The following is a 21,743-nucleotide window of genomic DNA, read 5'->3' as shown; positions in this document are numbered from 1 at the left end:
AACGCCCCCATGGGGCACGAACGACGACCCCAGGGCAGGCGCGATGAGCGAGTTGGTCCCCGGGGGCAACACGCCCCTTCCGGGCGGCACCCTCACACTCCGGGTGCCGGGCCCCTTCGACGTGAGCGCGCTCGTCACGGACGACGGCGGCAAGGTCCGCGGCGACGCCGACTTCGTGTTCTACAACCAGCCGACGGCACCGGGAGCCCGGCTGCACGGAGACACGCTCACCATCGACCCCGTGGGCCTGCGCCCCGGCGCCACCCGCGTCACGGTGGTGGTCAGCGCCGCCGACCCCGGTTCGGCGCTGGGCCGGCTGCCCGCGCCCACACTCCATGTCTCCGGGTCCGGCGGACGCCTGCTCGCCCGGTTCACGCCGCCGCGCCCGCAGCGGGAGACGGTACTGCTGCTCGCGGAGCTGTACCGGCGGGGCGGCGGCTGGAAGGTGCGCGCACTGGGCCAGGGGTACGCGGACGGGCTGGCGGGCATCGCCCGGGACTTCGGGGTGGATGTCGCGGACGAGGACCCCGCGGACTCGGACCTGACAGGCCCTGGGGCGCAGTCCCCGGGACACTCCGGCTCGCCGTCCTCGACGCCGGTGCCGACGCCCGGCCCGGCGCCGGGGGCAGGCGCGCCCCTCCGCACACTGTCCCGCTGGTCCGATGCCGCCTCCCGGTTGTCGGGCGCGGCCTCCCGTCTGTCGGGGGCGGCTGCCCGCAGGTCCCGGTCGGCCGAGGCGGCGCCACCGGCCGGGGCCGCCGGTCCGGCACGCCCGGCCGCCCTTCCTGCCACCGGCTCGCGGCCCGGCACTGTGCCACCGGTCCCCCGCACCGCAACGTCAGCCGCTCTCGCCTCCGACGGCGGCTTCCTCGCCCTCGTCAACTCCGCCCGTGCCGCCGCCGGTTCCCCGCCCGTCTCCCTCGACGCGCGACTCGCCGCCGCCGCGCGGGCGCACGCCGCCGACATGGCCTCGGCCGGCCGCCTCGGCACGGAGAGCCGGGACGGCACCTCCGTCCACCAGCGCGTCACCGCCACCGGATACACCTATCTGACCGTCGGCGAGCAGCTGGTCTCCGGTCCGCGTACGCCCGAGGAGTTCGTCGACTACTGCCTGCGCACGGAACAGCCCCGGCGCACCCTGCACGACCCGGCATTCACCCACGTCGGCCTGGCGTCGGTCACCGGGTCCCGTACGGGTGACACGTACTGGACCGCTCTCTGGGCCCGGCCCCTCATGCCCGGCGACCTGGCGCGGACGGCCGCCGAGGTCACGGACCTCACCAACCGGGAGCGGTCCCGGGCGGGGCTGGCACCGCTGGCCGCGGATGCCCTGCTCACCCGTGCCGCGCAGGCACACAGCACGGACATGGTGGTCCGCGCGTTCTATTCGCACACCGGGCCCGACGGCAGCCAGCCCTGGGACCGGGCCGCTGCGGCGGGGTCGACGCGGCGCATGATCGGCGAGAACATCGCGTGCGGGCAGCGCTCCCCCGCCGAGGTCGTGGAGGGGTGGATGAACAGCCCCGGACACCGCGCCAACATCCTCAAACGGGAGTTCACCCACATCGGCATCGGCTTCGCGGGCGGCGGCAAGGCAGGCACGTACTGGACCCAGCTCTTCGGCGCCTGAGCCCCGTTACGGCTTGCGTGCCACGCCGCCCAGCGCGATCACGTCGCCGGTCGCGGCGGCCGCCCCGGGGTCGGGCCGCCAGTCGGTGATGGGGACGACACCGGGGTCCAGCAGTTCCAGGCCGTCGAAGAAGCCGGCGAGTTGCTGCGGGCTCCTCAGGTGGTAGGGGGCCGCCCCGCTCTCGTTGTAGATCCGGGTCGCCTCGGCGTTGGCCTTGTTGGTGTCCACGCTGTCGTTGAAGGCGAAGTAACTGCCGGACGGCAGGGCCCCCATCAGTGCGGCGACGATGGCCCGCGCCTCGTCGTAGTCGGCGATGTGCCCGCTGACCTGCATCAGCGTGAGCGCGACCGGCCGGGTGAGGTCCAGTGTCCGTGCCGCTTCCCGAAGGACGGTGTCGGGGTCGTGCAGGTCGGCGTCGATGTAGTCGGTCACGCCGCCGGGCGCGCTGGTGAGCAGGGCATGGGCGTGGGTCAGGACAAGAGGGTCGTCGTCCACGTAGACGACGCGGGCATCGGGGGCCACCCGCTGGGCGATCTCGTGGGTGTTGTCCGCCGTGGGCAGGCCGGTGCCGATGTCGAGGAACTGACGGATCCCCACCTCGCCGGCCAGATGGCGCACGGCGCGGCCGAGAAAGGCGCGGGAGTCACGGGCGAGGTCGGTGATGCCGGGGAAGATCTCGCGGAAGGCGTCGCCGGCCGCGTGGTCGACCGGGTAGTTGTCCCTGCCGCCGAGCCAGTAGTTCCAGATCCGGGCCGAGTGCGGCACCGTCGTGTCGATCTTCTCCGACGGTCCCGTGGCGGGGGCGGACGAGTCCTGCGTCACCGGGCAACCTCCTTGTGAGGAACCATAGTTGGCCCTGCCGTACAACGTAGCGTCACCGGCCTGACCGGCGCCGGATCACCGGCCGCAAGGGCGCCCTTTCGGCCTCCTTTCGTCAAGTGCATTGCCATTCGCGGCAGTTGGCTCCTACCTTCCGTGTCCTGTCCGCACACGGAAGGACTGACGGCTCATGCCTTTACGCATGCCCCGCCGCGCTCCCCACCCCCACCCGTCACGCCGGCCCCGCGCACTCGCCGCGGCCTTGCTCACGGCCCTCCTGGTCCTCCTCACCACACCCCCGGCATCCGCCGCACCCGCGACGGCCGGCGCCCGGTGGACCGGCACCTGGGCCACCGGGGTCTCGGCCGTGCCCGCCAGTGCGAACACCGTCCTCGAGGACCAGACCGTCCGGCAGATCGTGCACACGAGCATCGCCGGAAAGTCGGTCCGGGTCCGCCTGACGAACGAGTACGGCACCGTGCCCCTCGTCATCGGCGAGGCCCACGTGGCCCGTGCCGCCGAGGGCCCGACCGGCACGGAGACCGACCCGGCCACCGACCGTGTCCTGCGCTTCGGCGGCCGTACGGGTGTCACGCTCGCGCCCGGCGAGCAGCGCTGGAGCGACCCGGCCGCCCTGCACACGCCGGCCGCCACCGACCTCGTCGTCAGCCTCTATCTGCCGCAGCGCACCCGTGTGACGACCGTCCACTCCAGCGCCTTCCAGCACACGTACATCGCGCCGGGCAACGTCACGGGCAAGCCGTCCGTGGAGGCGACGGCGGCGCCGACGAGCTGGTTCTTCCTCTCCCGGGTGAGTGTCACCGGGACGGCCCGCGCCTCGTCGGTCGTGACCTTCGGCGACTCGATCACCGACGGCGCCATCACGGAGGTGGACGCCAACCACCGCTGGCCGGACCTGCTGGCCGAACGGCTGCGCGAGGCACCGGACACAGCACGCGTCGGCGTGCTCAACACCGGCATCGGCGGCAACCGCCTGCTGCGCGACCCGAACCCGCCCGCGGGCAACCCGGCGGAGGCGTACGCGGCCTACTTCGGCGAGGCCGGCCTCAAGCGCTTCGACCGCGATGTCACCTCCCAGCCCGGGGCGCGTTACGCGATCGTCCTGCTCGGCATCAACGACATCGGCCATCCCGGCAACATCGCCCCGGCCGCCGAGGAGGTCACCGCCGCCGACCTCATCGCGGGGCACCGCCAGCTCATCCGGCGCGCCCATGCTCAAGGGCTGAAGATCTTCGGTGCGACGCTCCTCCCGTTCGAGGGCGACACCCTCAACTTCTACTCCCCCGCCCGGGAGTCGGTCCGCCAGGCCCTCAACCACTGGATCCGCACCAGCGGTTCGTACGACGGCGTCATCGACTTCGACGCTGCCGTGCGCGACCCCGCCCACCCCGGCCGGATCCTGGCCGCGTACGACAGCGGTGACCATCTGCACCCGAACGACGCGGGCATGGCCGCCATGGCCCGGGCCGTCCCGCTGGGTCTCTTCCGCTGAGGCGGCGCCGTTCCGCGCGTACTCCTGGCGGAACGGCGACCTCCGGGACACGATGCCCGCATGAAGGGTGACCTGTTTTCCAGCGAGTACATGGTCCAGCCGGCCACAGCGCCGGGCATGACCATCGAGAACTCCAAGTCCATCCGGTACACGGTCAACGGCGAGATGTTCGCCCGGCAGGGGGCGATGATCGCCTACCGGGGCAGTCTCCAGTTCGAACGCAAGGGCCAGGGCGGCGTCGGCGGCATGCTGAAACGTGCGGTCACGGGTGAGGGACTGCCCCTGATGGCGGTGCGTGGGCAGGGCGAGGCCTGGTTCGCGCACGAGGCGCAGAACTGCTTCATCGTCGAGATCGACCCGGGTGACGTCTTCACCGTCAACGGCCGCAACGTGCTGTGCTTCGACGCGTCGCTGACGTACGAGATCAAGACCGTGAAGGGGGCCGGGATCAGCGGCGGGGGCCTGTTCAACAGCGTGTTCACCGGGCAGGGGCGGCTGGGGCTGGTGTGCGAGGGCAATCCGCTGGTGATCCCGGTGTCGCCGCAGTATCCGGTGTACGTCGACACGGACGCGGTCGTCGGCTGGAGCGCCGGCCTCCAGACCTCGCTCCACCGTTCGCAGTCCATCGGCTCGATGATCCGCGGCGGCTCCGGCGAGGCCGTCCAACTGATGCTGCAGGGAGAGGGGTTCGTCGTCGTGCGGCCCAGCGAGGCGACTCCGCAGAAGGCCCAGCAGCACTGACGTCGCCGAAACCGGCGCCCCGGGACGTGATCCACGTCGCACAGGCAACCTCGCCGCCATCACCGTCGTCTTGATCGACGACAACACAGTGCCGCCCCGGCCTGATGGGCCGGGGCGAACTTTCGGCGTGCTATACACACTGTGTATACGCCGAGCGTATACCGAAAGGGTCATATGTACGGCAAGGCATTCGCCCCGGAGTACCAGGGCGCTCTCACGGCCCTCTCCGTGAACTCCTCCCTGGTCGACGTACTCGCCGCGGGCACCGAGCAGTTGGCGGCCGCCGAGCGGACCGGACGGCGCGCCGAGGCCGCCCGCTCCGGACTCGCCGTCGCGGAGGCGCACCGGCGGCTGGGGCAGGTGGGCGACGCCGACCGGGCCTGGAAGGCGAGTTACCGCGCGGCCCGGGCGGCCGGGGACACGGCGGCGATGGCGTGGGCGCTGTGGAGCGGCGGCACGCTGGCCCGCCAGCGCGGGGCGTTCGCACTGGCCCGGCGGTTGCTGGGGCTCGCGGCCGAACTCGGCGAGCGCGGCGGCGACATCGTGGTCCGCGGCTACTCGCTCGCGGGGCTGGCCGAGACCGGTCGTATCCAGGGCGACTACGAGGCGGTCGGCCGACTGCACGAGCAGCTGCTCGCCGAGGCGCGCAGGCGCGGTGAGGCGCGGCACACGGTGTGGGCGCTGGAGGGCATCGCGCAGATGCACCGCAACACCGGCTCGTACGACACCGCGTACGCCATGTTCGAGGAGGCGGCGGACATAGCCGCGCGGGCCGACGACCGCCGGGGCCACGCGTGGGCGTTGCGCGGGCTCGCCGACATCGTGTCCGTGCGCGACGGGGACACGGAACGCGCCCTGACTCTCCTCTCGGAGGCGGAGGAGAGCTGCACGGCGATGAATCTGTCGAGCGCGCTGGCCTACAACCACAAGATGCGCGGCAACGTCCTTTACCGCGCCGGGCGTTACGCCGAGGCCCGCGGCCTGTACACGCAGGCCCTCGCGGAGTTCCGCGCCATGAGCGAGCCCCGCGGCGAGGCGCTGTCCCGCCTCGGCCTGGCCAAGTCCCTCGCCCGGCTGGGCCACGATCGCGCCGAGACCGCCGCCGAACTGGCCGACCTGGCCCGCGAACTGGAGCGCATCGGCCTGCGGCACGCCCGCGCGATGGTGGCGCGGGCGCAGACCGAACTCGGCCTCGACGCCGACACGGAGGCCGTACGGTGACACCGCCGACCTCCGCAGCACCGACAGCGCCATCCGTGCCTCAACTACTCGACCGCTGCCGGGATGTGGTGCGTCCCGCGCTCACCGAGGCCGTCGGGCGGCTGCATCCCTGGCTGGGGGAGATGGCCGCGTACTCCTTCGGCTGGTGCGAGGTGGGCGGCGCGCCCGTCGTCGCGTCCGGCGGGAAGGGCGTGCGGCAGGCGTTGGCCGTGCTCGGTGCGGAGGCGGCCGGGGCGCCCGGGCGGTCCGGGGTCGCGGCGGCGGTCGCGGTGGAGCTGGTGCACACCTTCTCGCTGCTGCACGACGACATCATGGACGGCGACCCGACGCGGCGGCGCCGCGCCACCGTGTGGAAGGTCTACGGCACCGGTCCGGCCGTGCTCGCGGGCGACGCGCTGTTCGCGCTGGCCGTGGAGACGCTCGTCCAGGCGCCGGGCGGCCCGGCGGGGGTGCGGCTGCTGTCGGCGGCGCTGGCGGACGTGGTGTCCGGGCAGGCCGACGACCTGCTGTTCGCCACCCGCCCGTGGACCGGGCCCGAGCGGGTACGGCCCGAGGAGTACCGGACGATGGCCGAACGCAAGACGGGAGCGCTGCTCGGCTGCGCGCTCTCACTGGGCGCCGCGCTCGGCGGCGCGCCGCCTGCGACGGTGGCCGCGCTGGAACGCGTGGGCCGGCATGCCGGGACCGCCTTCCAGATGGTCGACGACGTCCTGGGCATCTGGGGCGACCCGGCCGTCACGGGCAAGCCCGTCCACGGCGATCTGCGTGAGCGCAAGAAGACGTACCCGGTGCTGGCCGCGCTCGACGCGCCGGTCCCGGCCGCCCGGCGGCTCGCCGCACTGCTGGAGTCCGCCGGGGCGCCGGACGAGGCGTCTACGCGACGGGCGGCCGCGCTCGTCGAGGAGGCGGGCGGCCGTACGGCGGCCCTCGCGGAGGCCCGTCGGCATCTCGCTGCGGTCGAACGCGGCCTGGACGCCGTGCCGTTGGCGGGGCCGGGGGGCGGCGAGCTGCGGGCGCTGCTGGGCTTCCTGGTACGCCGCGATCTGTGAGACGGACGGCGGCACTGTGGAGGAGATCACGTGCGGAGATCGTGTACAGGCCGACACCTCAGGTCCAGTGAATTCACCCAATTCTTCGCACACCCGCTCGGCGCAGATGAATAAAAGGAGAATCAGGCCGTTGAGTTGCGGAATAATTGAACACACCCGGTCACACCCGTCGTACCACTGGGAAAGGTGAGAGCCAGGGGTTCAGCGAGGGATGGCCATGGTCAAGGCGCACGTCTCCACACACGAGTTGGTGGCCGGTAGGTACCGACTCCTCGATGTCGTCCATCGCGAAACGAACCGGGTCTCCTGGTACGGCGAGGACACGTCATCAGAGCGCCCGGTCGTTCTCACCCAGATACAGCTCCCGCCCGATCCCCGGGAGCAGACCGCGCGCCGGACCATCGCCCGTGTGCTGCGCGCGTCCGAGATCCTCGGACTGGTCCGGCCCGGCCAGGTGGCCTCCGTGATCGACGTCGTCGAGGAGTTCGGCACGCTGTGGACGGTCACCGAGTGGATCGACGGCACACCCCTGGGCGAACTCCTCGAACGGCAGGGCACGTTCAACTACGTGCGGGCGGCACACATCGCCCTCGAAGTACTCGACGTGCTCGATGCCGCGCACCGCGAGGGCATCGTGCACGCCGAACTCAGCCCCGGCCAGGTGTTCGTGCCGGACCAGGGCCCGGTCGTGGTGACCGGCTTCGGTCTGGCGGGAGCCACGTCCTTGTCCCGGGTCGGCGCGCCCTCGTACGCCTCACCGGAACAGGCCCACGGGGCACGCGCCGAGCCGTCGGACGACCTGTGGGCGCTCGGCGCGCTCCTCTACGCGATGGCCGAGGGACGGCCGCCGTTCCGTGACCGGGGGCGGCCCGACGCCACACTCCGGGCGGTCGACCGGCTGCCGCTGCGCAGTCCGGTGCGCGCCGGTCCCCTCGCCCAGGCCATCACGGGCCTGCTGCGCAAGAACGCCCGGGAGCGGCTGACCTCTCCGGTGGTGCGGGACGCCCTGGTCCGCGTCATCAGGGAGGACCCCGACGCCTCGCAAGGCCCGATGCCCGCCACCGGGCTGCGCGGCGCCTGCGCCGTCGCCGCCCGGCGCGCCGGCCGGTCCTGGAACAGACGCGCCACCGGCAAGCTCGCCATCGCCGGTACGGCACTGGTGGCCGTCACGGTCACCGTCGCCGTCCTCGCCACGACGGACAGCCTGCCCGGCCTCGACGCCTCGGCCTCCGGCGCGGACACCGCACCGTCGGCCCCCGCGCCACTCCCGCCCGCCCCCTCCGCCGGCGGGGGTTCCGTCATCCCCGGCCAGACTCCCGGGCCGAGCGCCTCCCCCTCGGTACCGGCGTCACCGGCACCCTCGGCGCCACCGTCCGCTGCCCCCACACCCACGCCCACGCCGACCCCTTCGGGCCCCGGCACCGACGCCGACGCGCTGCCCGCCGGGTTCCGGGTCTACAACGCCCCCGAAGGGTTCTCCGTCGCCCTCCCCCAGGGCTGGGAGCGGCTGGGTGAGGACGTCTCCCCGGGCAACGTCGCCTATCGCATCGTGTTCGGCGCCGGCAACGACCCGCGCACGCTGACCGTCACCTACAGCGAGCGTCTCCGCGCGGACCCCGTCGCCGTGTGGAGGTACGACGTCGAGCCCGGTCTGGTCCAGGCGGGCATCGGCTTCCAGCGGATCGGTGAGATCCGGGCGACGACCTACCGTGGCCTGAGCGCGGCCGACATGGAGTGGCTGTCCGACTTCGAGGGCACCCGGATCCGTACGCTCGGCCGGGGTTTCCTCACCGGCGAGAACACGGGCTACTCCTTGCGCTGGACGACGCCCGCCGCCGACTGGAACGACAACGCCAACCAGCAGGCGCTGGCCACCTTCCTGCGGACCTTCAGAGAATGAGCCTCGTACAACTGTGCGCGGGTACACGTGTCCACCACTGGGCGTGCAGCCTCGGTGACCGGTCGGGCACCAGGCCGCGCGCCAGGCCGGGCCCGGTCTGTCAAAGCAGCGTCAAAGCGCGCATATAGGCTGCCTGTCTGCACCTTCGCAGTCCGTCCAGCCACGCCCGGGAGAGTCACCTGTGACCGTAGCGATCGCCCCGTCCGAAACGTCTGGGACCCCTGAGTCCTCCGAGACAGAGGAGACGACCGAGGTGTCCGAAGTGCCGGAGATCTCCGAGGAGTTCGACGGGTCAGAGTGGTCCGAGCCGTCCTCCGAGCCTGGCGAGCCCGCCGCCGACTCCCTCGACGCCTCCCTCGACGTGTCCCCGCTCGTGGCGCGCGACGCGCAGGAGTTCGGGGCCTACGCGCGGACCGGGGGCTGGGCCTTCGGACTGAAGGTGGCGCGCAGCGTGCGGCCCGGCGGGCAGTCGGCCGGTGAGACGCCGAAGGTCTCCGCGAAGGAGTTCGCCGGGCTCGCCGACTGCTCGCCCGAGCGGGTCATGCGCTACTACAAGGCATGGGACAAGGCCGCCGACGACGGTGTCGTCCCGCACTTCGAGGCGCTGGCCCCCGGCGAGGAGGTCGAGCTTCCCGGCGCCGACCTGTGGCTCACGTACTACAGCTCCCGCTCGAGCGCCGGCTCGGAACGCGGCACCGCCATCACGGAGGCCGCCGAGGCCGAGGGCATCCGGCCGACCAAGGCGCTGGAGGTCGCGGAGAACCCCACCGCGCTGCGGGCCGCGATCATGGCCGACCCCTCGACGGCCCGGGCCGCCCGGCACGCGCTGCTCGACCGGATCAAGGAAGACCCGGATCTCCAGGCCGAGCTGGCGCGTGACATCGTCCGGACCGACGACCTGAAGAAGGCCGTCGCGACCGAGTCCCGGTCGGCCGACCGCGTCGGATACGTCCGCCAGATCGCCGAGTCCGGCCAGGTCAAGACACCGGCCGGGCAGACCATCGACGCGCCCGTCGACCTGCGCCAGGAGGCCGAGCGGCACCTGTCCCTCCTCGACGAGCTCGACGACGACGAGGACACCGGCGAGTGGGCCAGCGAGGCCTACGACACCCTCAAGAACCTCGTCGTCGAGGCGGTCGAGGCCGACCCCGAACTGCGCGTGCAGGAACGGCGGACCAAGTTCTACAGCAGCCTGACGAAGGCGACGAAGGCGTTCGAGGAGCTGACCTTCGACGACGTCCAGGAGTTCGCCGAGGACGACATGGTCCAGCAGCTGGAGGAGCTCCAGGAGGCCATCGCCTCGTGCATCTCGGCGCTGCGTGGGTCGCGCACCTCACCCGCGTAGCGCTCTGAGGAGCGCCCCGCAGCCGGGGCGCTCCTCAGTCCGTGTGACGGTGCCGCGTCCACAGCGGCACCCCGAACCAGCAGGCCAGGTACCAGAGGACGATCCCCCCGACCAGCCAGGGCACGTAGCCGTCGTGGGTGGCCACTCGGAGGATCAGCAGCAGTGCGGCGGTCATCGTGGCCAGCAGCAGCACCAGGCCCGCGAACGTGAGCCGGGAGGCCCAGCGCACGGCCTGGGGTTTCACCCGCCGGCCGGAGACGATCCGGTGCAGGGAGACCGGGCCGATCAGGGCACCGGTCGCGGCGGCGCCCAGCACGACAGTGACGATGTAGATCGTCTGCTCCGTGTCGTCCAGCTGCGGATACCGCGGGGTGAAGACGACGGTCAGCAGGAAGCCGAACAGGATCTGCACGCCCGTCTGGGCCACCCGCACCTCCTGGATGAGCTCGCCCCACATACGGTCGGCCCGCTCCTCCTCGGTCTCCGAGCGTCCTCGTTCGCGCCCGCCGACCTCACCGTCCGTGTCCGCCATGATTCCTCCCGGCCAGTCGTCCTCACATCCTGTCCGCTTCCGGGTTCCCCGTCCTGGCGGAACCGATCAGGCCGGGACCGGACAGGTTTGAGCAGTCGGCGGAACGGCTACCCGGTGGATCACCACGGTGGAGGAGGTCCTGTCATGTCCGGTACGCAGCTCACCCTCACGCTCAGCGGCGGCAGCGCCGCCGACGCGCAGACGGTCGTGCGGGCCCTGGAGTCGGCGTTCGGTCCTGCGGACGAGTTCCCGGGGGACGAGGACGGGCGCTCCACGGTGCACACGGCCGAGTTCACCGTCGGCGCGGAGACACACGCGCCAGGTCATCCGAGGAGGGAGCCGCTGTCGGCGCCCGTGATGGTCACCGTGCAGGGCACGCCCGCGGCTGTGCGCTGCGCGGGCGACACCCTGACCGGTACGTTCACCGCCCACGACCGGGGCAGTGTCTCCGGCGACCAGGAACAGGAACGGCAGCTGCTCCTGGAGCCGTGACGTGCGTATGTACGCCGGTGCCCGCTACCAGCGGTTCTCCACCTGGTCCTTGATCCGGCGGTCGTAGAGGTCCTGGATCGCGGTGAGCGTCTCCTGCGGCAGCGGCGGCAGGGCGGCGGTCGCCGCGTTGGCGAGGGCCTGCTCGGCCGAGCGGGCGCCCGGGATGACCGTCGTCACACCCGGCTGCTGGACGATCCAGCGCAGGGCCAGCTGGGCCGGGGTGTATCCCTCCGAGGCCAGCGCGGAGAACTCGGCCGCCGCCTCGACGCCGGTCGCGTAGTCGACGCCGGAGAAGGTCTCGCCCTGGTCGAAGGACTCGCCGTGGCGGTTGTAGGTGCGGTGGTCGTTCGCGGGGAACACCGTGTCCTTGGTGTACTTGCCGGACAGCAGGCCCGAGGCGAGCGGGACCCGGGCGATGATGCCGACGCCCGCCTTCTCTGCGGCCGGGAGCACCTCGGCGAGGGGCTTCATGCGGAACGCGTTGAGGATGATCTGCACGCTGGTCACGTTCGGGCGGGCGATCGCAGTGAGCGCCTCCTCGCAGGTCTCCACGCTGACGCCGTACCGCGCGATGCGCCCCTCGTCGACCAGGGTGTCCAGGGCGTCGAAGACCTCGTCGGAGGAGTAGACCGGGGTCGGCGGGCAGTGCAGCTGCACCAGCTCGATGCGGTCGACGCCGAGGTTGCGCCGCGAACGGTCGTTCCAGGCGCGGAAGTTGTCCAGAACGTAGTTCTCCGGGATCTGGTCGAGCCGGCGGCCCATCTTGGTCGCGACCAGCACATCCAGCTCGGGCCTGCCGCGCAGGAAGGTGGCGATGGTCTGTTCGCTGCGCCCGTCGCCGTACACGTCGGCGGTGTCGAAGAAGGTCACTCCCGACTCGACCGCCGCGTCCAGCACCGCGAGGGCGTCCTTGTCGTCCACGTCGCCCCAGTCGGCGCCCAACTGCCACGTTCCGAGGCCGATGACCGACATCCGCTGACCCGACCTACCGATTACACGCTCGTCCATGGCGTCAGTCTGTCATCCGTCCGCAGGTCGGGGCAGTCGGGGCCGGTCCGGACCCCGCCAAACCCGCAGACCTCCACTTCACCCTCACGAGTGAATTGATGAATAGGCGACTGTTCGGGACCAGTCACCCTCTAGCGTGACCGGGTGACTGATCACCTGACGCGATCCGACGGCTCCGACACTCCCGAGGACGACGGCACCGCATGGACGCGCCGGGGTTTCCTCCTCGGCGCGGCCGCCCTCACCCTCGTGGCGATCGCGGCGGACCCGGCCGTCGCCGCGGCGGAACTCCCGGACTTCCCGGCGGACGTCACCCCCTACCGCTCCGGATACCGCAACTGGGTCGGCGAGATCACCGCCGACGGACTGTGGGCGTGCGCGCCGGCTGATTCCGGTCAGGTGGTCGCCGTCGTCAACTGGGCCTGGCTGCACGGCTGGACGGTCCGCGCCCGGGGCTCCGCACACGGCTGGTCGCCGCTGACGATCACCGACGGTACGGAGTCCGGCGCGCCCGTGCTGATCGTCGACACCGCTCCTCATCTCACCGGCCTGGCCCTGGAGTCCGCCGGCCCGGCCGCCGTGCGCGCCGGCACCGGGGTCACCCTGGAGGCACTGCTCACCTACCTTGAGCAGCGCGGACTCGGGGTCACCGCCGCGCCCGCGCCCGGAGACCTCACGCTGGGCGGCGCACTGGCCGTCGACGCCCACGGCACGGCCGTACCGGCCGACGGCGAGACCCGGCTGCCCGGCCACACGTACGGCTCGCTCAGCAACCTCGTGCTGTCGTTGACGGCGGTCGTGTGGGACGAGGACTCCGGCGCCTATGTCCTGCGGACGTTCGAGCGCGACGAGGCGGACTGCGCGGCGCTCCTCACCCACCTCGGCCGTTCCCTGGTCACCGAGGTCGTGCTGCGGGTGGGGGCGAACACGAACCTGCGCTGCGTCAGCCGTACGGACATTCCGGCGGCCGAGCTGTTCGCGGCGCCCGGCAGCGGTTCCGGCGGGCGTACCTTCGCGAGCTATCTGGACGAGGCCGGGCGGGTCGAGGCGATCTGGTTCGCCTTCACCGAGTTCCCGTGGCTGAAGGTGTGGAGCGTCGCGCCCACCAGACCGCTGACCTCGCGGCGCGTGTCGTCGCCGTACAACTACCCCTTCTCCGACAACGTCCCGACCCTGGTGGCCGACCTCGCCGGGCGGATCCTGTCCGACGGGGCCTGGTATCTCGCGCCGGTGCTCGGCAACGCCCAGCTGGACGCCGCCGCGCTCGGGCTCGTGGCGACGCTGTCCGCGGACATCTGGGGGCCGTCGAAGAACACGCTGCTGTACGTGAAGCCCACCACCCTCCGGGTCACCGCGAACGGCTACGCGGTACTGACCGGCCGGGACCAGGTGCAGCGCGTCGTCGCCGAGTTCACCGAGTTCTACCGGGAACGCCTCGCCGCGTACGCCACCCTGGGCCGCTTCCCGGTCAACGGCACGGTCGAGATCCGTGTCACCGGCCTCGACCGCCCGGGCGACTCCGACTCGGACGGTGCCCACGCTCCGCTGCTGTCCGCGCTGCGGCCGGTCGACGGGCACCCCGAGTGGGACGCCGCCGTCTGGCTGGACGTGCTGACGCTGCCCGGGACGCCGTACGCGGAGGCCTTCTTCCGGGAGCTCGAACAGTTCCTGCTCGGTACGTACGACGGCGGGCACGCGCTGACCAGGGTCGAGTGGTCCAAGGGCTGGGGGTACACGGACGAAGCCGGCTGGGCCGACGAGGAGGTCATCGGGACGGCGGTACCGGCCTCCTTCGGGGACGCCGTGTGGCAGCAGGCCGTCGGGACCCTGGACCGGCTCGACCCGCACCGCGTGTTCGGGAACACGTTCCTCGACCGCCTGCTCCGCTGACGCCCCGTCAAGGAGTCAGCAGGGCCTGCACGTTGGGCGCGTACCGGTCGACGATGTCGTCGATCGTCGCCTCGCGCAGGTGCGTTCCGCGGGCGATGCCGTACATGACGCCCAGGCCCAGCAGGGTGGCGACGGCCAACTCGGCGCGCAGGCCCGGGTCGGCACCGGGGAGCCGGCCGGCGAGGCGCTCGCTCACCTGGGTGCGGAAGTTGGCGCGCATGACGTCGCCCCGGTCGCCCTGGAAGGGGGCGAAGACGATCCGCAGGACGGGGTCGGCGCCCCGCTCGGTCTGGCCGGTCAGGAGATGCCGGACCATGTGGCGGCCCAGGCCGTCCAGGGGCGCGGCCAGCAGGGCGTCGGCGTCCTCTTCGAAGGACATGACGCGGGCGAAGAGGGCGTCCTTGTTGCCGAAGTACTTCAGGATCAACGGCGGGCTGACACCGGCCCGTTCGGCGACCGCCTTCAGCGTGAGGTCCGCCTGGGCGTGGCGCGCCAGCAGATGTCGGGCGGCGAGCAGGATGGCGGCCTTCGTCTGCTCCGCGTCCCTGCGCGGGCCCGTGGCCGGGGTCGGTCCGGTGGTGGTCGTGGGTGGCGTGCGCACGGCACTCATGCTCCCTCCAACGCCCCGTCCGGCGCGCCCCGGGTACGGCCACGGGCTCGCCGGGTGCCGCCGGTGACGGGGTCGCCGGGGATGGTCAGGGCTGCCGTGCAGGCCAGCAGGGCGACGACGCCCGCCATCCCGAAGGCCAGCAGATAGCCGTGCAGGGTGGGCACCGGGGCCCCGCCGACCAGGCTGGTGTGGCGTACGAGGACGGCGGCGACGGCGGCGCTGCACAGGGCCTGGCCGATCGTGCGCATCAGGACGTTGACGCCGTTGGCGGAGGCGGTCTGGCCGGGCGGTACGGCCCGCAGGATCAGCATGGGCAGCGCCGAGTAGGCGAACGTGGTGCCCATGCCGACGACCGCGGCACCCACGATGATCATCCACAGGTCGCGGCTGTCCGCGATGCGCACCACATAGCCGAGCGCGATGCCCGCGGTGCCGATGGCCAGCGTGACCCGCGGCCCGCGCGCCGCCGAGACGCGGGCCGAGATCGGCGAGAACACCAGCATGACGATGCCTCCGGGCAGCAGGACGAGGCCGGTCTCGACGATGGACAGCCCGAGCCCGTACCCGGTGGCCTCGGGCGCCTGCACCAACTGCGCCGTCACCAGGGAGTTGGCGTAGAAGGCGAACCCGGTCAGCAGGGCGGCGACATGGGACAGCCCGACGCGGGGACGCACCGCCAACCGCAGGTCCACCAGGGGCTGTCGGGAGCTCAACTGCTGCCAGGACCACAATCCCAGTACCCCGACGGCGCCGAGGAACAGCCCCACGATGCGCGCGCTGCCCCACCCCCATTCCCCGCCCTCGACGACCCCGAGCAGCAGACACACCAGCCCGACGGCGAGCCCCAGCGCGCCCACGACGTCGAAGCGCCCCGGCTCCCGTACGGGCGACTCACGCACCGCCCACGCGACCGCCGTCACGCCGACGGCACCGAGACCGGCGGTCGCCCAGAACATGACGTGCCAGTCCGCGTACTGGACGATCAGCGCGGCGAGCGGCAGCCCCAGGGCGGCGCCGATACCGACGGTGGCGCTCATCAGCGCGACCGCGCCGCCCGTGCGCTCCGGCGGCAGTTCGTCGCGCAGGATGCTGATCGACAGGGGGATGACGGCGGACGCGGCGCCCTGGAGCGCACGGGCCGTGATGAGCACGCGGATGTCGGAGGACAGGGCGCACATGACCGAGCCGACGACCATCAGCCCGAGGGCCGCGACCAGGACCCGCCGCTTGCCGTACATGTCGCCGGCGCGGCCGAGGACCGGGGTGAGAACGGCGCCCGCCAGCAGGGTGGCGGTCACCATCCAGGAGACCGCGCCGGGTGAGGCGCCGGTCAGCCGGGGCAGGTCGGGGAGCAGCGGAATGACCACGGTCTGCATGATCGCCATGAGCATCCCGGCGAACGCCAGCACCGGAACGGTCATCCGGGCACGCAGGGGCCGCGGGGCGGGTATCGGGACGGGCTGGTCCATCGGCACTCCAGCGGCTGGCTGCTCGGCGCGACAAAAAAGGTGGGTGAATGGCGATTCACCCTAGCGGTGAATCGCCATTCACCCAATAACAGCCGCTGTCACCCGGCTACTTGCCGGAGACCTCGGCCCCTTCCCGGGTACGGGAGGCCAGCACCCGTGTCTGCGCGGTCCGCGCGAGCTTCGGCCCCAGCCACCGCTTGAACCGGCGCAGTACTTCGAGCCGCCCCGCCACCCGGTCGATGCCGTAGTACAACTGGGGCGGCACATAGGGCAGCAGGGGCGAGTGGCGCTGGCCGAGCAGGGCGAACATCCGGGCCGGGGGCAGCCGGATGTAGCGCGGCAGGTTCTCGTACCACTGGGCGCTGTAGCGGGCCGCGCTCTGAATGGAGAGCAGTTCGGACTTTCGCTGCTCCTCGTAGGCGGCGAGGGCCTGCGGGAGTTGTGCGAGATCGGAATGCTCGCGCAGGGCGTCGGCCAGGGCCATGGCGTCCTCCAGGGCGAGGGTGGTGCCGGCGCCGATGGAGTAGTGCGTGGTGTGGGCGGCGTCGCCGAGCAGGACGAGGTTGCCGTGGTGCCAGGTGCGGTTGGTGAGGGTGCGGAAGTTGAGCCACTGGGCGGCACCGTCGGTGGACGAGCGGCCGATCAGGGGGTGGCCGTCCAGCAGGTCGGCGAAGAGTTTCTCCAGGAGGGCCAGGCCGTCGGCCTCGCTCGCCCGGTCGAGGCCGAGCCCGCTCCAGGTCTCGGGGGCGCACTCGACGACACAGGTGCTGTGTTCCTGGCTGTAGCCGTAGCCGTAGCACCAGATCCAGCCGTGGTCGGTCTCGACGAAACCGAAGGTGAAGGCGGTGAAGACCTTGGTGGTGCCGAGCCAGACGTACTGGTTGCGCCCGGCCCTGATGCCGGCGCCGAAGTGTTCGGTGTGCTGTTCGCGCAGCGCGCTGTTGACGCCGTCGGCGGCCACGACGAGGTCGGCGTCGGGCAGCGCGTCGGCGCTGGTGATCCCGTGCTCGAACTCCAGCCGTACGCCCAGTTGCCGGGCCCGGTCGGCGAGGATGTCGAGGAGCTTGTGGCGGCCGATGCCGAAGCCCTCGTCTCCCGGGTGTCTGGTGGAACTGTCGCCCACGTGGGCGACCCCGTGGTTCCAGGTCACCGAGGCGTCGCCGATGGCCCGCGCGGACTCGGGGTCGTGCTCGTGGAGCTTGTCGAGCAGTTCGCGCCAGTAGGTGACGCCCCAGCCGTAGGTCGAGCCCGCAGGATCGCGCTCGTACACGGTGATGTCGTGGGACGGGTCCTGCCGCTTCATCAGGATCGAGAGATACAGGCCGGCGGGCCCGCCTCCGACACAGGCGACCTTCACGCACACCCCTAGCGATTACAGAAGGTGGTCAGTTAGCGTCGGAGGGTAGCAGGATGTGGGGTCGCCAAACGGCCTTCACTGGGTGAAGGCCGTTGACGTCGCGGTCTCAGGCTTCGGCGGTACGGCACTCCGGGTGGCCCCAGCCCTGGGGGTTCTTGGCGATGGTCTCGCCGGCCGCGTAGGCGCGTCCGCACAGGCAGCGGCCGGCGAACTTGGCCTTGAGGGTGCGGTTGGAGGTGCCGCCCCCTGCCCGGGACGCCTTCTTCGCGGCGGGGCGTGGGGTGTCGGGTGAGGCCGGGGGCTGCGGGGAGCCGAGGTCGCTGCCGGCGGGCTGCTGGACGATCGCGGCCTGGCTGGCGGCGCGGTCGGCGAAGTCGTTGAGCTTGTCGCCGTCGACCTGGTGGGCGGGCACGTAGCGGAACTCGACCGAGCGGCCGTCGAGGAGTTCGTCGATACGGACGACGAGTTCCTGGTTGGCGACCGGCTTGCCCGCGGACGTCTTCCAGCCCTTGCGCTTCCAGCCGGGCAGCCAGGTGGTGACGGCCTTCATCGCGTACTGGGAGTCCATCCGGATCTCCAGCGGCACGTCCGGCGCGACGGCCGTCAACAGGCGTTCCAGCGCGGTGAGTTCGGCGACGTTGTTGGTGGCTCTGCCGAGCGGGCCGGCCTCCCACCGGGTGGGGGTCTCCGAGCCGTCGGCCACCACCCAGGCCCAGCCCGCCGGTCCCGGATTTCCCTTCGAAGCCCCGTCGCACGCGGCCACCACACGTTCACGCATGCACTCGATCATGCCATGTGCGGGCGGGGCTCCCGCCCGCGTCGGCTGCCTCCGTCAGTCCACGTCGGTCGACGTGGGCATCTCGCCGGACGTCGTCGTGACGTCGATGACGGAGAAGTTGGCGCCCTGCGGGTCGCTCAGCGCGGCGAACCGGCCGAACGGGCTGTCCATGGGCCCGAAGCGCAGCACACCGCCGAGCTTGGTGGCCGTGGCGACGGCGTCGTCGCAGCTGCCGACGTTGAAGAAGATGTTGATGTACGGCGGCACCTCGGGCGGGAAGTCGTCCGTCATCCGCATCCGGCCGAGGACGGTGTCCTCGCCCAGGTTGAACATGCGGAAGTCCATGGCGTGGTCCTGCATCTGCTTCGCCGAGTACCCGAAGACGGCGGGGAGGAAGGTGTCCGTCTTTTCGGGCTCACGCGTGAAGACCTCGGCCCAGCAGTAGGCGCCGGCCTGTTCCGGTCCCGCCTCGAAGCCCTCGTGGGTGCCTGCCTGCCAGACGCCGAAGACGACGCCGCCGGGGTCGCGGGCGAGGCACATGGTGCCGAACTCGCCCACCTGCATCGGCTCCATCAGCAACTCGCCGCCGTTGTCACGGATCCTGGTGGCGGTGGCGGCGGCGTCCGGCGAGGCGAGATACAGGCACCAGGCCGACTGCCCTTCCTGCCCGGGCATCGGCGGGACGACGGCGGCGACCGCCTTGCCGTCGGCGTACGCCTGCGTGTAGTTGCCGTACTCCGTCGACGACTCGCCGAACGTCCAGCCCAGCACTTCGCCGTAGAAGGTCTTGGCTCCCTCGACGTCGCTGAACATCGCGTCGGCCCAACAGGGGGTTCCCTCAGGTTGCACGGCCATGATCGCGGCCTCTCCGGTTTCGTCGGGTGGTCCGGATTCTCACGCTAGTCAGGCTTCGTCCCGGACGCGCGCCGAGCGGCCCGGGCTGGTCAACGATCTGTCCTCGTCGTCCGGTGCGTTCCCGGAGTGGCCGGAGCGGTAGGGCGCGGCAGTAACACACCCCTGCGGTCTGATAATTTCATCGGCGCCTGTCTCTATGGCCCCTCCCCTACCTCCAGGTGTCCCGATGTCCGCTGCACGGGTGCGTCGCCTCACGACGTGGCATGCCCGCGGCGGCCTCCCGCATCTGCTGGGTGTCCTGGTCCTCGTTTTCGCGACGTTCGCGTTCTCCTGCGCCGGCGCCCTGCCCTCGTCGGACGCCGGGCCGTCGCCGTCGGTGTCGTCGCACATCGTGCACGCCGCCGACCGGGACCCCTGCCAGGAGGGTCCGCACCACGGCTGTCACACCCCCGGCCACCACGGCGTCCTCAGCCACGCGCCCTTCGTCGGCGCGGACCGGGCCGCCGCGCTGGACCAGCCGGGCACCGCCCCCGCCCGGCTGCCGCTCGGCCCGTCGCGGATCCCGGGCAGCGCCCGCCCTCCCGACCTCCACGAGCTCCAGCTGCTCCAGGTCTAGGCCGGGACCGGGCCCGCGTTCCCCGGCCCGATCCGCCAGGCCCCGACCACGACCGCCACCCCAGCTGAAGCGCCGTCCCCGTATGCGGTACGGCCCGGAGAAGGACATCCCATGGGTACATCCAACGCCAAGGCGAAGACCGCGGCCCGCCGCGCCCACATGGAAGAGCTGCGCAAGACCGAGCAGGCCCGTGAGCGCCGTATGCGGCTGCTCACGCTCGGCGCGACCGCCGTCATCCTCGTCGGCCTGGCCGGCGGCGGCTGGTTCCTGGTCGACTCCGCCCAGGAGAAGGAAGAGGCGAAGGCAGCGCCCATATCGGGCGAGCAGAGCTGGTCCAAGCTCACCCAGAACCACGTCGACAAGGCCGTCACCTACAAGATGAGCCCGCCCGTCGGCGGCGACCACAACCAGGTGTGGGTGAACTGCGACCGGCAGGTCTACACCAAGACGGTCCCCAACGAGAACGCCGTGCACGCCCTCGAACACGGCGCCGTCTGGATCACGTACAACGACAAGGCCGCCAAGGCGGACGTCGAGACGCTGTCCGAGCGCGTGACCAACACGTCGTACACCTTCATGAGTCCGTACGAGGACCAGACGTCGCCGATCGTGCTGAGCGCCTGGGAGCACCAGCTCAAGGTGGACAAGGCGTCGGACCCGAGGATCACGAAGTTCCTCGACAAGTACGTCCAGGGCGAGCAGACCCCGGAGCCCGGTGCCGCGTGCACCCAGGGGATGACGCCGTGAGGTAGGGCCTGTGCCGACCGCGGGGCGGCCGTACCGGACGGCCCCGCGCCGGCGCCTCCCGGAGCGGTAGCGGTCGGCTCAACGGCCGCCCTGGCATGTGCCGTAGCGCCAAATTCGCTGGACTGCGGACCCGTCGGCGGCTGAGATGGCCCCATGTGTGCCCTGAAGATGCATCCGGACGAGGCGGAGATCGACGCCTCGCTGGTCCAGCGCCTGATCTCCCGCCAGTTTCCCGAGTGGGCCGACCTGCCTGTGGAACGACTGGAGTCCGCCGGGACCGAGAACGCCATGTTCCGGCTCGGCTGCGACCTGGTGGTCCGGCTGCCGAGGCATCCCGGCGCCGTGGGCAGCATCGAGCACGAGCAGCGCTGGCTGTCCCTGCTGGGACCGCGGCTGCCGGTCGCCGTGCCCGAGCCGCTCGGGCGGGGTACGGCCGGTGAAGGCTTCCCGTGGCCGTGGTCCGTGTACGGCTGGCTGGACGGGCGCAATCCGGCGGCGGGCGCCCTCGACGCCCCGGAGACCCTGGCCAAGGAACTCGCCGACTTCATCCGTGCCCTGCGTCGTGTCGATGCCGAGGACGGGCCGTCCCACTATCGGGCCGTCCCCTTGTCGGCCCGGGACACGCCCACTCGTGCGGCTCTCGCCCAGCTGACGGGAGCGGTGGACACGGAGGCGGTGACGGCCCTGTGGGAGGAGGCCCTGCGGGCTCCTGAGCACACGGGTCCGCCGGTCTGGGCGCACGCGGACCTGTCACCGGGCAACATGCTGGTCAGCGAGGGCCGGCTGAGTGCCGTCATCGACTTCGGCTGTACGGGGGTAGGCGACCCGGCCGTCGATCTGATCGTGGCCTGGAACCTGCTGCCCGCCGGCGTCCGCGACACCTTCCGCGAGGCCGTGGGCGCCGACGACGCCGAGTGGGCGCGCGGGCGCGGCTGGGCGCTGTCGATCTCGCTGATCCAGCTGCCGTACTACTGGGACACGAATCCGGTGCTCGCGGAGAACTCCCGGCATGTGATCAGGGAGGTCCTGGCCGAGTGAGTGGCCGGCAAGGCCGCGCGCAGGGCCCCGCGAGGCGTTCTCGAAACTTCTCGGTGTCTCGCGGACGAGGATCTTCGGGAGACCGGGTGTAGGCAGGAGCACGGCGGGGAGAAAGCGCTTGCCCATTTGCCCG

At 71.9% G+C, this 21,743-nt stretch carries 20 protein-coding genes; 12 read left to right on the top strand and 8 right to left on the bottom strand.

Annotated features, from left to right (window positions below; all coding sequences use genetic code 11):
• The first annotated feature begins 43 nt into the window (after window positions 1-43).
• Window positions 44-1,630, top strand: a complete 1,587-nt coding sequence (locus ACH4TV_RS14225; RefSeq protein WP_398397695.1) for a CAP domain-containing protein — start codon at window positions 44-46, stop codon at window positions 1,628-1,630.
• A gap of 6 nt (window positions 1,631-1,636) precedes the next feature.
• On the opposite strand, the gene ACH4TV_RS14220 is transcribed toward ACH4TV_RS14225, so the two are convergent.
• On the bottom strand, window positions 1,637-2,452 hold the full coding sequence (locus tag ACH4TV_RS14220; protein WP_398397693.1) for an SAM-dependent methyltransferase: 816 nt from the start codon (window positions 2,450-2,452) through the stop codon (window positions 1,637-1,639).
• A 187-nt stretch (window positions 2,453-2,639) separates the two neighbouring features.
• Here ACH4TV_RS14220 and ACH4TV_RS14215 point away from each other — a divergent pair, with 187 nt between their 5' ends.
• From ACH4TV_RS14215 to ACH4TV_RS14190, 6 genes are all read left to right on the top strand, one after another.
• Window positions 2,640-3,962: an SGNH/GDSL hydrolase family protein gene (locus ACH4TV_RS14215; protein WP_398397691.1), complete on the top strand. Its 1,323-nt coding sequence runs from the start codon at window positions 2,640-2,642 to the stop codon at window positions 3,960-3,962.
• Between the two features lie 60 nt (window positions 3,963-4,022).
• On the top strand, window positions 4,023-4,703 hold the full coding sequence (locus tag ACH4TV_RS14210) for an AIM24 family protein (RefSeq protein WP_398397689.1): 681 nt from the start codon (window positions 4,023-4,025) through the stop codon (window positions 4,701-4,703).
• Between the two features lie 174 nt (window positions 4,704-4,877).
• Entirely contained in the window at window positions 4,878-5,924 is a 1,047-nt protein-coding gene (locus ACH4TV_RS14205) for a tetratricopeptide repeat protein (RefSeq protein WP_398397687.1), read from the top strand.
• Window positions 5,921-6,973, top strand: coding sequence for a polyprenyl synthetase family protein (locus ACH4TV_RS14200; protein ID WP_398397685.1), 1,053 nt, complete (start codon window positions 5,921-5,923; stop codon window positions 6,971-6,973). Before ACH4TV_RS14205 ends, ACH4TV_RS14200 begins: the two co-directional genes overlap by 4 nt.
• A gap of 217 nt (window positions 6,974-7,190) precedes the next feature.
• Window positions 7,191-8,873, top strand: coding sequence for a serine/threonine-protein kinase (locus ACH4TV_RS14195; RefSeq protein ID WP_398397793.1), 1,683 nt, complete (start codon window positions 7,191-7,193; stop codon window positions 8,871-8,873).
• Window positions 8,874-9,234: 361 nt separating this feature from the next.
• Entirely contained in the window at window positions 9,235-10,218 is a 984-nt protein-coding gene (locus ACH4TV_RS14190; protein ID WP_398397791.1) for a hypothetical protein, read from the top strand.
• A gap of 34 nt (window positions 10,219-10,252) precedes the next feature.
• On the opposite strand, the gene ACH4TV_RS14185 is transcribed toward ACH4TV_RS14190, so the two are convergent.
• A complete protein-coding gene (locus tag ACH4TV_RS14185; RefSeq protein ID WP_398397683.1) occupies window positions 10,253-10,750 on the bottom strand; it encodes a DUF6328 family protein in 498 nt (165 codons plus the stop codon).
• Between the two features lie 144 nt (window positions 10,751-10,894).
• Between ACH4TV_RS14185 and ACH4TV_RS14180 the strand changes: the two genes are divergently transcribed.
• A complete protein-coding gene (locus tag ACH4TV_RS14180) occupies window positions 10,895-11,242 on the top strand; it encodes a hypothetical protein (RefSeq protein WP_398397681.1) in 348 nt (115 codons plus the stop codon).
• A 24-nt stretch (window positions 11,243-11,266) separates the two neighbouring features.
• Here ACH4TV_RS14180 and ACH4TV_RS14175 read toward each other — a convergent pair whose 3' ends face one another.
• Window positions 11,267-12,250, bottom strand: a complete 984-nt coding sequence (locus ACH4TV_RS14175; RefSeq protein ID WP_398397679.1) for an aldo/keto reductase — start codon at window positions 12,248-12,250, stop codon at window positions 11,267-11,269.
• A 144-nt stretch (window positions 12,251-12,394) separates the two neighbouring features.
• On the opposite strand from ACH4TV_RS14175, the gene ACH4TV_RS14170 reads away from it, so the two are divergent.
• Window positions 12,395-14,140, top strand: coding sequence for a cholesterol oxidase substrate-binding domain-containing protein (locus ACH4TV_RS14170; RefSeq protein ID WP_398397677.1), 1,746 nt, complete (start codon window positions 12,395-12,397; stop codon window positions 14,138-14,140).
• 7 nt (window positions 14,141-14,147) lie between these two features.
• On the opposite strand, the gene ACH4TV_RS14165 is transcribed toward ACH4TV_RS14170, so the two are convergent.
• From ACH4TV_RS14165 to ACH4TV_RS14145, 5 genes are all read right to left on the bottom strand, one after another.
• Window positions 14,148-14,750, bottom strand: a complete 603-nt coding sequence (locus tag ACH4TV_RS14165) for a TetR family transcriptional regulator (RefSeq protein ID WP_398397676.1) — start codon at window positions 14,748-14,750, stop codon at window positions 14,148-14,150.
• Window positions 14,747-16,219 (bottom strand): MFS transporter, encoded by a 1,473-nt coding sequence (locus ACH4TV_RS14160; RefSeq protein WP_398397674.1) that lies wholly within the window; start codon window positions 16,217-16,219, stop codon window positions 14,747-14,749. The genes ACH4TV_RS14165 and ACH4TV_RS14160 overlap by 4 nt, the downstream gene beginning before the upstream one ends.
• A gap of 106 nt (window positions 16,220-16,325) precedes the next feature.
• Window positions 16,326-17,582, bottom strand: coding sequence for an FAD-dependent monooxygenase (locus ACH4TV_RS14155; RefSeq protein WP_398397672.1), 1,257 nt, complete (start codon window positions 17,580-17,582; stop codon window positions 16,326-16,328).
• Window positions 17,583-17,682: 100 nt separating this feature from the next.
• On the bottom strand, window positions 17,683-18,366 hold the full coding sequence (locus ACH4TV_RS14150) for a ribonuclease H (protein WP_398397670.1): 684 nt from the start codon (window positions 18,364-18,366) through the stop codon (window positions 17,683-17,685).
• Window positions 18,367-18,408: 42 nt separating this feature from the next.
• The gene (locus ACH4TV_RS14145; RefSeq protein WP_398397668.1) at window positions 18,409-19,209 is read right to left on the bottom strand and encodes a VOC family protein; all 801 of its coding nucleotides are present in this window, start codon (window positions 19,207-19,209) and stop codon (window positions 18,409-18,411) included.
• Between the two features lie 226 nt (window positions 19,210-19,435).
• Here ACH4TV_RS14145 and ACH4TV_RS14140 point away from each other — a divergent pair, with 226 nt between their 5' ends.
• The 3 genes from ACH4TV_RS14140 (at window position 19,436) to ACH4TV_RS14130 (ending at window position 21,610) form a co-directional block, all read left to right on the top strand.
• Complete coding sequence (locus tag ACH4TV_RS14140; RefSeq protein WP_398397666.1) at window positions 19,436-19,825, top strand: hypothetical protein; 390 nt, start codon at window positions 19,436-19,438, stop codon at window positions 19,823-19,825.
• A 111-nt stretch (window positions 19,826-19,936) separates the two neighbouring features.
• Window positions 19,937-20,572 (top strand): DUF3105 domain-containing protein, encoded by a 636-nt coding sequence (locus ACH4TV_RS14135; protein ID WP_398397664.1) that lies wholly within the window; start codon window positions 19,937-19,939, stop codon window positions 20,570-20,572.
• Between the two features lie 153 nt (window positions 20,573-20,725).
• Window positions 20,726-21,610: an aminoglycoside phosphotransferase family protein gene (locus tag ACH4TV_RS14130; RefSeq protein WP_398397662.1), complete on the top strand. Its 885-nt coding sequence runs from the start codon at window positions 20,726-20,728 to the stop codon at window positions 21,608-21,610.
• The last annotated feature ends 133 nt before the right edge of the window (window positions 21,611-21,743 follow it).

The organism is Streptomyces sp. NPDC020898 (genome assembly GCF_044333925.1).
Lineage (GTDB): Bacteria > Actinomycetota > Actinomycetes > Streptomycetales > Streptomycetaceae > Streptomyces.
The sequence above is the reverse complement of the archived record's forward strand: the minus strand, read 5'-3'. Positions and strand labels throughout refer to the sequence as shown.

What these genes read in the sequence shown, in the direction of transcription:
- ACH4TV_RS14205 (WP_398397687.1), top strand. Translation starts at nt 4,878, where the DNA reads ATGTACGGCAAGGCATTCGCCCCGGAGTACCAGGGCGCTCTCACGGCC.
- ACH4TV_RS14210 (WP_398397689.1), top strand. Translation starts at nt 4,023, where the DNA reads ATGAAGGGTGACCTGTTTTCCAGCGAGTACATGGTCCAGCCGGCCACA.
- ACH4TV_RS14145 (WP_398397668.1), bottom strand. Translation starts at nt 19,209, where the DNA reads ATGGCCGTGCAACCTGAGGGAACCCCCTGTTGGGCCGACGCGATGTTC.
- ACH4TV_RS14135 (WP_398397664.1), top strand. Translation starts at nt 19,937, where the DNA reads ATGGGTACATCCAACGCCAAGGCGAAGACCGCGGCCCGCCGCGCCCAC.
- ACH4TV_RS14165 (WP_398397676.1), bottom strand. Translation starts at nt 14,750, where the DNA reads ATGAGTGCCGTGCGCACGCCACCCACGACCACCACCGGACCGACCCCG.
- ACH4TV_RS14215 (WP_398397691.1), top strand. Translation starts at nt 2,640, where the DNA reads ATGCCTTTACGCATGCCCCGCCGCGCTCCCCACCCCCACCCGTCACGC.
- ACH4TV_RS14150 (WP_398397670.1), bottom strand. Translation starts at nt 18,366, where the DNA reads ATGATCGAGTGCATGCGTGAACGTGTGGTGGCCGCGTGCGACGGGGCT.
- ACH4TV_RS14195 (WP_398397793.1), top strand. Translation starts at nt 7,191, where the DNA reads ATGGTCAAGGCGCACGTCTCCACACACGAGTTGGTGGCCGGTAGGTAC.
- ACH4TV_RS14160 (WP_398397674.1), bottom strand. Translation starts at nt 16,219, where the DNA reads ATGGACCAGCCCGTCCCGATACCCGCCCCGCGGCCCCTGCGTGCCCGG.
- ACH4TV_RS14225 (WP_398397695.1), top strand. Translation starts at nt 44, where the DNA reads ATGAGCGAGTTGGTCCCCGGGGGCAACACGCCCCTTCCGGGCGGCACC.
- ACH4TV_RS14130 (WP_398397662.1), top strand. Translation starts at nt 20,726, where the DNA reads ATGTGTGCCCTGAAGATGCATCCGGACGAGGCGGAGATCGACGCCTCG.
- ACH4TV_RS14185 (WP_398397683.1), bottom strand. Translation starts at nt 10,750, where the DNA reads ATGGCGGACACGGACGGTGAGGTCGGCGGGCGCGAACGAGGACGCTCG.
- ACH4TV_RS14140 (WP_398397666.1), top strand. Translation starts at nt 19,436, where the DNA reads ATGTCCGCTGCACGGGTGCGTCGCCTCACGACGTGGCATGCCCGCGGC.
- ACH4TV_RS14175 (WP_398397679.1), bottom strand. Translation starts at nt 12,250, where the DNA reads ATGGACGAGCGTGTAATCGGTAGGTCGGGTCAGCGGATGTCGGTCATC.
- ACH4TV_RS14180 (WP_398397681.1), top strand. Translation starts at nt 10,895, where the DNA reads ATGTCCGGTACGCAGCTCACCCTCACGCTCAGCGGCGGCAGCGCCGCC.